Source organism: Pseudomonas sp. P5_A12 (assembly GCF_056400685.1).
The window spans coordinates 1-7525 of the sequence record NZ_JBFUKU010000254.1; the positions used below are offsets into that span (position 1 = coordinate 1).

A 7525-nucleotide genomic window follows, 5' to 3' on the forward strand; every position below is an offset into this window, starting at 1 on the left:
CCTTTATTGGCAGCGGCGAGAACCTCAACATTGCGGTCGAAAACGGCCTGAAACGCGCTGCGTCGGTCACCGGCCTGGCGTATGACGAAGTGCTCAACCGCGCGACCATCACCGGCTCCATCGACATCAGCCGCTTGCCCGGCACCGTCCGCGTGACCTTCCTGTGCCCCATGACCGTGTTGGACCGGATCGGCATCGGTCATCTGGTGCGCGAGAAATACGACCTGGCGTAACGCTAATCCACGGGTCTGTACCGAAGTGTGTACAGACCCTTTACTGATACATCCGCCACGATTTTCTGCCGCAACCGAACACAGCCCCGATACAGCGCTTCGATTAACTGTGATTCCGCTTCGGCAATCATTGAGATCGACACCATGCAGACCTCTTCTTCATCAACCAAGGCCACCGTCGGGCTGGGCCTGCGTCGCGGTTTAATGAAAGACCTTCAGGCCGCCCGCACCGGCGACTTCGACTTTCTGGAAGTCGCGCCGGAAAACTGGATCGGCATCGGCGGCGCCCATGGTCACGCATTGCGCGCCCTGGCCGAGCGTTTCCCGTTGTCCTGTCACGGCTTGTCGCTGTCCCTCGGCGGGCCGTCGGCGCTGGACGTCGGGTTTCTGCAAGAAGTCCGAGTGTTCCTCGACCATTACCAGGTGCCGCTGTACAGCGAGCACTTGAGCTATTGCAGCGATGACGGTCACCTCTACGACCTGCTGCCGCTGCCGTTTACCGAAGAAGCGGTGCACCACGTTTCTGCGCGCATCCGTCAGGCCCAGGACATTCTTGGCCGGCGTCTGGCGGTGGAAAACGTTTCCTACTACGCCGCGCCACAGCAGGACATGGACGAGGTGACCTTCACTAACGCCGTGTTGCGCGAAGCCGATTGCGACCTGTTGCTTGACGTCAACAACGTGTACGTCAACTCGATCAATCACGGTTTTGACCCGCAGACATTCCTGGCCGGCATCGATTCTGGCCGGGTAGTGGCGATGCACGTGGCCGGGCATTTCGATGAGTCCGACACCTTGAAAATCGACACCCATGGCGCGTCGGTTAAACCGGTGGTCTGGTCGTTGCTGGCGCAGGCCTATGCCCGGTTCGGCGCGCAACCGACGCTGCTGGAGCGGGATTTCAACTTCCCGGCGTTTTCCGAACTGGTGGCCGAATTGCAGACCATCCGCCGCTTGCAAACCGAGGAGGTGAACCGTGGATAAGCCGAGCCTGTTTGAGCAACAAACCACCCTGGGCCGCTACCTGCGCGATCCCGATCACTGCGCGCCGCCGGTTGAAATGAACGCCGCGCGGGCACAGGTGTATCGCGACCTGATTTTCGCGAACCTGTCGACATTGCTCAGCGGGACGTTTCCGGTGCTGATCAAGATTCTCGGTGATGAACAGTGGCGTTCGCTGGTGCGGATCTTCCTGCGGGACTACCGCGCACGCACGCCGAAATTTGGGGAAATTGCCCAGGAATTTGTCGAGTTTCTCGCGGCGGATCCGCAGGCGTTGAGCGAGGGCACCTGGCCGCCGTTCATGGTGGAACTGGCACATTACGAGTGGGTTGAGATGGCGTTGCAGCAGTCTGATGCCGAGCCGTTGGCGCCGAGTGATGTGGCGTTGATCCTTGAACGACCGTTGCGGGTTTCGCCACTGGCGTGGCCGCTGGCGTATGCCTGGCCGGTGCAATGGGTGGGGCCGGATTTTCAACCCGAGGCAGCACCCGTTCAGCCCACGCTGTTGCTGGTGCGGCGGGCGGAGGACTGGAGCGTGAAGTTTTCTGAACTCAGCCCGTTGGCGTGGCGGTTATTGCAGCGCATCGCGCAATTTCCCGAGCTGAATGGGCGTGCGCAACTGGAAGGACTGGCGGTGGAGGCGGGGGCGAGCGGATCGGCGGAATTTATGGACAGTGGCGCGGCGTTGTTGCGGCAGATGCATGGGGAAGGGGTTTTGGAGGGGGCGTGATCGTGCACAGCGTCAATGTTGCCCGCTAAAGTCGTTTTCACCGCTATACGCAGATTGATCGCTCGCGCAGCATTGGCACTCAATACTCGGGGCAGGTGTGACGGCTCATCCAGCCAATTCATCTGCGCTGGTAACGTCTCATTCAGTGTCTGCGTTGCTTCATCATCGAGTGCCAGACGTGGGCCAACGCCTGGGCAGAGGGACGCCTGCGCGAGGGACATTTTTCGCTTAGCCACCAACTGCACGATACCATTGGCAGAATCAACTCGACATGACTCCCCCTTAATGCGGGGACCGCTTGCGCCAGTGACATCTATCCTTTTGGTACCATTGAACGACTCAAATCACGGCATCAATAATTGTGAAAAATGCTCTGTGCGCCGAGGTGCTGAACGAAGAGGCGTGAGATTTGGAATGCCCAGGTCGCCGCCTTGTATCAGTCCGGAGTCAAGTTGCTGGAGGGGCAGGGGGGAGGGTTCTAGTGCGCCAATCCAAAACAACGCAGTTTTTGAAGCTCGACTAAATAGGCGCAGAAATTGTCGGGTCGGGTGGGTAGCCTGTACAACGTGAGCGGCATGTTTTCCTTCGCATAATACGCTTGGTTATAGGCCAGCTGACTGCTGGCATACTTTTTTGATGCCCTGTTCAGGCTCTCGTTTTTAGATTGGGTGACTRAAGAGAAACTGTCCTGAAAAGTGCTTTTTATCCTGAGCGGCGTAATGTGAGATGTGCTGTCGATTTGTTGAAAATCGTAAACGTTATTTTTCTGAAATTGGAAGCGCGCTTTTTGGGGTATTGATTCACCGTTTTCGAACAAGACAATGCCTTGGGAGAAGTAAGGTCCGTAGAGGTGATGCCGCTCAAGGATGAAATACACAAGGTGAGCGAGCGTCAGCAGCAGTGCCAGGATGAAGAGCAATAAATTTGAACGGATCATTTTACACAGGCCAATAGTTGTTGGTCATTTATTTTTGTTATTTGGGATTGGTGCATAAGGATGGTAGAAACACTGCCCGCTTGATCAATGCAAACGACATCAAAATAATTGTACATGCGGTTAAATAATAAAGTGACGGGTGCTTCAGAAATTGCCAATAATCTATCCCGCAAGGCGCTGATGTCAGTGTGTAGAGTTGCAAGTTTTTCTTTGTCAGGTGCGGTATACAAAAGGCTTTTATTACCGATCTGTTCAGTACTTACAGCCAGTCCAGGCTGCACAAGCAGAGTAGGATTGAAACGCCAAACGAAGGTTGCGAACAAAAATGCAATAATTAATAAAAGAAAAATACGACGACTCTTATGAATATATTGTATGGGGGCGGTACGCTCGCGTGTGGGGGAGGCCGCAATAGTCGGTGCCAGATTTATGTCGTGCTGGAATACAGGCCAATCTTCGGGATGAATCAGAAAACGAGAGTTGAGTTGATACCCACGACGAGGCATGGTCTGAATGATTTCTTTGGCCACTTCATCACTCAGTTGCTCTCTTAAGCTGGAAATGGCTTGATTCAGGCTGCTTTGAGTGACAACACGCCCAGGCCAGGCATAGGCCAGAATATCTTCTCGGGCGACAATGGTATTGGCTCTGGTAATTAACAGTTCCAGTAAGCGGGAAGCGGAATAACTGAGCTCTACTTTGGAGGTCAACTGTTGTCCAAAGAAAAACGTCAGTAACTGACGCGTAGGTTCGAAGTGAACATAATGTTCCGGTTTTGCGCGGCGAATAACATGGCAGCCAAGAGGGTGTGGAGTTGTACGCGAACTTGCAGTATCAACGCTCTGAGGCGGTTTTTTAGAAAGGCGGGGTTCTTGTATGTCTGTGGAAGTCATGTTTTTGCCTTAAAGATACGCAAGGTAAAAATAGCATCCAATAAATGATGCAGTCGCTAATATCTGAAGGAGGTGAGGGTAGAGGGCATCCTCTCTTCGAGGCCGAACACGCGCACTCAACACTTGCTTGAGCATCTGCCTGATAGGTCCGGCAGGAACTATCAAGCAGGTGCCTCCAAACGCGAAGTCAATAGATGTCAATTCACATCAATTCACGATTTTTTCCTGAAAACAGCTCGCATCTTCCGCTCTCCACTCTCTGAACTACAGCAGACTCTGGGTTTTTGTTAGCGGGACTAACCCATTCTTCACGAGATCCATTCGTAGAAGGTTGCAGAAGCCTGGCTGGAATTCATCGCTTCACGGGTGGAACTCGCGGGAACGATTCTGGCCGAAACATTTAGCTTTATTTAGCTCCTTAATGTAAAAACATAATGTGTCTTTGTCATGAGGGAGCGTATAGAGTGTCAGAAGGTTTCCGGGCTTAATGCTGTAGGCATTATTAAATACAATGTCTTCGTCGCTGTAGCTTGGGGGCGCTGTTATTTTTGAAGAGTTTGATGAGATATTTTTCAGCTTGTAATTCCCCGCTAGATGAACGTCTACGTCCCGGAGATAATCCTGATACCAGGCACCTACCTGGATGTACTCATAAAGGCTGTTGTTTTTTAGTTGCATTCGAATGCTGACAGGGGTGCTGCTGCCATCGCTCATCAAAAAAAGTCCGCTAGAAAAATAGCTGCCACTAGTTGGGTGTGCCCGTCCCAGAAATGAATACCCTGCATGCGCAACTCCGAACGTGACTATCAAGCCACACAGTACGCTGTTCAGTCTGATCATTGCAGGCACTCCCGCAATTGTTGATCATTTACGGTCTCCAGTTGGGTGCGGTAAATGGTTATGAATTTTGTTACGCCTTGATTGATGCAGGTGATGTCATAGTAGTCTTGTGTGCGGTTGAACACGAGAGTTCCAGGGCGACTTGAAAAATGTACAAGACGCTCGCGTACTTTTGATAGGTCATTCTGGAGTGATTCTAAAGAGGTGGGGTTGGGAGCCGTATAAACCAGATGTTGATTGTTTTCTTGTTGTGTGTCGATGACAAGATCAGGTTTTAGCAGCAGATCCCAATCAACACGCCAAAGCAGGGTACTTAGCATTAATGCAGTGATTGCCACCAAAAACAATCTGACTGGCCTCTGCCAGTGTTCAGGTACGGCATCCCATTTGGAGTGCAGGTGGGCGTCGTTGTCAATAACAGTCGGTGTGTCGCCACAGTCGTCAACTGTCTCTGGAAGTTCTACTGCAGCAATAAGAAAGCTTGAGTTGAAGACATAACCGCGACGAGGGATGGTCTGGATGATTTCTTTGTTTTGTTCATCCCCGAGTAGTTCTCGTAATCGTGAAATTGCTTGATTAAGGCTACTTTGAGTAACGACACGCTCTGGCCATGCGTACTCAAATATTTCGTTGCGAGTGACAACAACATCGGCGTTTCTCACCATCAGTTCGAGTAATCGACTGGGGGAAAACCCGAGCTCGATTTGATCTTTTGTGGTTCCTTCGATCAAGGAAATCTGCTGGCGTTGAGGAAAAAAAACTGCTGATCGTCCTCGTTGTGAGCATCTGATGGTGTAGCTAAGGAATGGACCACTTTGCGTGGTAGTACTCGTCAGGGTATCCATGATGCATCCGTTGTTTCCTACCGTTGATGGTGTTTGGTAGAGACGTGTATGTAGTTGATTTATTTGAAATAATTGGCAAGTCGTGAACGACGCTTCCTATCAGTATCATTGCACGTGCAGAGCCAGTCCGTCACGCGGGCTGAGTCGAGTCTGTTAACGGACGCTGGACCCTGGCACTCATCGTCGTCATGGTCTGATAATCACAATTATTAAGAAGTTTTGACTTTGAAAATTCAGGTTGGCAGGCAAGATGCTGCGCTCCGAGTTGCCTTGGGCGAGCCCGGTCTGCTTTTTGTGTTGGCTAACGCCTTGCCCGTCATCTCCATCAGCCTGCCGCTGTCAATCTGACGGGCTGGGCGCCGGCGCAGAAGATTTCGGAAGATGAATTCTCGTGAATTAACAGTTACAAATTGTACGTTTCGCAGCGTCCTGCTTGATAGTCGGTCTACGCCTCCTGGGAGTAAAGACCTTTGAAACATCGCTCGCTCCTGAAAAATAAAAAAACAGTGATTGCTGCGCTCGTGCTGCATGACGTGCGCGCACGTGTCAAAGAGCGAGGTATGAGAGGTATCTGGATTCTGCTCGAACCGGTTTGTCATTTATTGTTGTTCACTCGTTTGTTTGCACAGTACGGCGGACAAACAGTTGTAGACATCGTTTTTTCGATCTTCGTATTGGCAGGGTTGGTGCCGTTCTTGCTCTTTCGAAATATCGTCCTGCGTCTGATGGGAACCACCTGCGCTAATCGGGCATCGTTTGCCAATAGGCAGATCAAACCGCTGAATATTCTGATAGCTCGAACGTTAGTCGAAACGTTTTTCGCCATCGTCGTGTACATCGTTCTGGTGCTGGTTTTTGCTGGATATGGTTTTGACGTGTCGATCAAGGCGCCTGTCGAATGGCTATTGACTATCATCCTGGGGTTGTTGTTTTCCTTCGGGCTGGGTGTCGTGCTGGCGTCGCTTACCCACGCGAGCCCCGGAATCAGCGTGTGGGTCCGAACGATGTTCTTTCCGTTGTATTTCGTTTCGGGTGTGCTGGTTCCCGCGGCTTATCTTCCGCACGCCATATTGCCGTTATTGTTACTGAATCCGTTTTTACACTTGGAGGAGTTGATTCGTTCGCAGGTGTTTTCTGATTACGAACCCGTAGAAGGGGTTTCGGTTGAATACGTCATGGTGATGGCTTTAGTCCTGCTGCTTGTTTCGATCTTCGCTTACCGGCGTCGTCGGCAAATCCCAATCTGACTCCAAAGCGCGCTATCAGACTCCGAGCGTATCTGTGGTTATTTAAAAGGGCCAAAAATGTCCTTAAGCGTAACGATGAGTTCAGCTCGGTTGATTCGGTAATCCAAGCTCCGCACATAAACCACCACCCTCACGATTGCTCAACGTCAACGACCCGCCGATGGCCTGCGCCAGTTGCTGGGCAATCGCCAGCCCCAGCCCGGTCCCGCCGGTACTGCGGTTACGCGAATTCTCCACCCGGTAAAACGGCTCCATCACGTGGGCCAGTGCTTCCTCGGCAATGCCCGGACCACGATCCAGGACTTTCACCGACAAGCTGCCATTTTTACGTTCGACCTTCAGTTCAGCGGCGCCGGCAAATTTCAGCGCATTGTCGGTGAGGTTCACCARTATCCGCCGCAACGCATGGGGCCGGGTGTCGATGACGGCAGCACTTTTGCCACTCAGTTGCACGTCTTTACCCACGTCCTGATAGTCGAACACCAGGCTGTCGAGGAATGAATCCAGGTCGGTACGACGACTTTCTTCGGTGGCACCGTGAATGCTGCGCGCGTACGCCACGCCTTCGCGCACCAGGTGCTCCATCTCACCGAGGTCGTTCCACAGTTTGTCTTTCTCGGTGGAGTCGTCCATGAATTCGGCGCGCAGTTTCATGCGGGTGATCGGGGTTTGCAGGTCGTGGGAGATCGCCGCCAGCAGTTGCATGCGCTCCTTGAGGTAGGTGGCGATGCGCGCCTGCATGGCATTGAACGCTTTGGCAGCGTGGGCGACTTCGGTCGGGCCTTTTTCGTCCAGATG

The 7525-nt window shown here is 52.4% G+C and carries 8 protein-coding genes and 1 pseudogene; 4 read left to right on the forward strand and 5 right to left on the reverse strand.

Annotated elements, in window-relative coordinates; all coding sequences use genetic code 11:
- From AC1DSG_RS24365 to AC1DSG_RS24375, 3 genes and pseudogenes are all read left to right on the forward strand, one after another.
- Positions 1 to 233, forward strand: a pseudogene (locus AC1DSG_RS24365) (acetamidase/formamidase family protein); the annotation flags it as partial.
- A gap of 144 nt (positions 234 to 377) precedes the next feature.
- Positions 378 to 1217: an HvfB family MNIO-type RiPP peptide maturase gene (locus tag AC1DSG_RS24370; protein ID WP_477793180.1), complete on the forward strand. Its 840-nt coding sequence runs from the start codon at positions 378 to 380 to the stop codon at positions 1215 to 1217.
- Positions 1210 to 1965, forward strand: coding sequence for an HvfC family RiPP maturation protein (locus AC1DSG_RS24375; protein WP_477793181.1), 756 nt, complete (start codon positions 1210 to 1212; stop codon positions 1963 to 1965). The genes AC1DSG_RS24370 and AC1DSG_RS24375 overlap by 8 nt, the downstream gene beginning before the upstream one ends.
- A 478-nt stretch (positions 1966 to 2443) precedes the next feature.
- On the opposite strand, the gene AC1DSG_RS24380 is transcribed toward AC1DSG_RS24375, so the two are convergent.
- The 4 genes from AC1DSG_RS24380 to AC1DSG_RS24395 all read right to left on the reverse strand — a co-directional run bounded on the left by AC1DSG_RS24380 (position 2444) and on the right by AC1DSG_RS24395 (position 5480).
- On the reverse strand, positions 2444 to 2902 hold the full coding sequence (locus AC1DSG_RS24380; RefSeq protein WP_477793182.1) for a hypothetical protein: 459 nt from the start codon (positions 2900 to 2902) through the stop codon (positions 2444 to 2446).
- A complete protein-coding gene (locus AC1DSG_RS24385) occupies positions 2899 to 3795 on the reverse strand; it encodes a winged helix-turn-helix domain-containing protein (protein WP_477793183.1) in 897 nt (298 codons plus the stop codon). Before AC1DSG_RS24385 ends, AC1DSG_RS24380 begins: the two co-directional genes overlap by 4 nt.
- Before the next feature lie 360 nt (positions 3796 to 4155).
- Positions 4156 to 4635, reverse strand: coding sequence for a hypothetical protein (locus tag AC1DSG_RS24390; RefSeq protein WP_477793184.1), 480 nt, complete (start codon positions 4633 to 4635; stop codon positions 4156 to 4158).
- A complete protein-coding gene (locus AC1DSG_RS24395) occupies positions 4632 to 5480 on the reverse strand; it encodes a winged helix-turn-helix domain-containing protein (protein WP_477793185.1) in 849 nt (282 codons plus the stop codon). The genes AC1DSG_RS24390 and AC1DSG_RS24395 overlap by 4 nt, the downstream gene beginning before the upstream one ends.
- A 470-nt stretch (positions 5481 to 5950) precedes the next feature.
- On the opposite strand from AC1DSG_RS24395, the gene AC1DSG_RS24400 reads away from it, so the two are divergent.
- Positions 5951 to 6727 carry an ABC transporter permease gene (locus AC1DSG_RS24400; protein WP_477793186.1) on the forward strand — a complete coding sequence of 259 codons (777 nt, stop codon included), beginning with the start codon at positions 5951 to 5953 and terminating at the stop codon, positions 6725 to 6727.
- A gap of 81 nt (positions 6728 to 6808) precedes the next feature.
- Here the strand turns inward: AC1DSG_RS24400 and AC1DSG_RS24405 are convergent.
- Positions 6809 to 7525 (reverse strand): sensor histidine kinase (locus AC1DSG_RS24405; RefSeq protein ID WP_477793187.1); only part of this gene is annotated, 717 nt, incomplete at its 5' end.

Coding starts and splice junctions, on each gene's coding strand:
- AC1DSG_RS24370 (WP_477793180.1), top strand. CDS start 378: ATGCAGACCTCTTCTTCATCAACCAAGGCCACCGTCGGGCTGGGCCTG.
- AC1DSG_RS24395 (WP_477793185.1), bottom strand. CDS start 5,480: ATGGATACCCTGACGAGTACTACCACGCAAAGTGGTCCATTCCTTAGC.
- AC1DSG_RS24385 (WP_477793183.1), bottom strand. CDS start 3,795: ATGACTTCCACAGACATACAAGAACCCCGCCTTTCTAAAAAACCGCCT.
- AC1DSG_RS24390 (WP_477793184.1), bottom strand. CDS start 4,635: ATGATCAGACTGAACAGCGTACTGTGTGGCTTGATAGTCACGTTCGGA.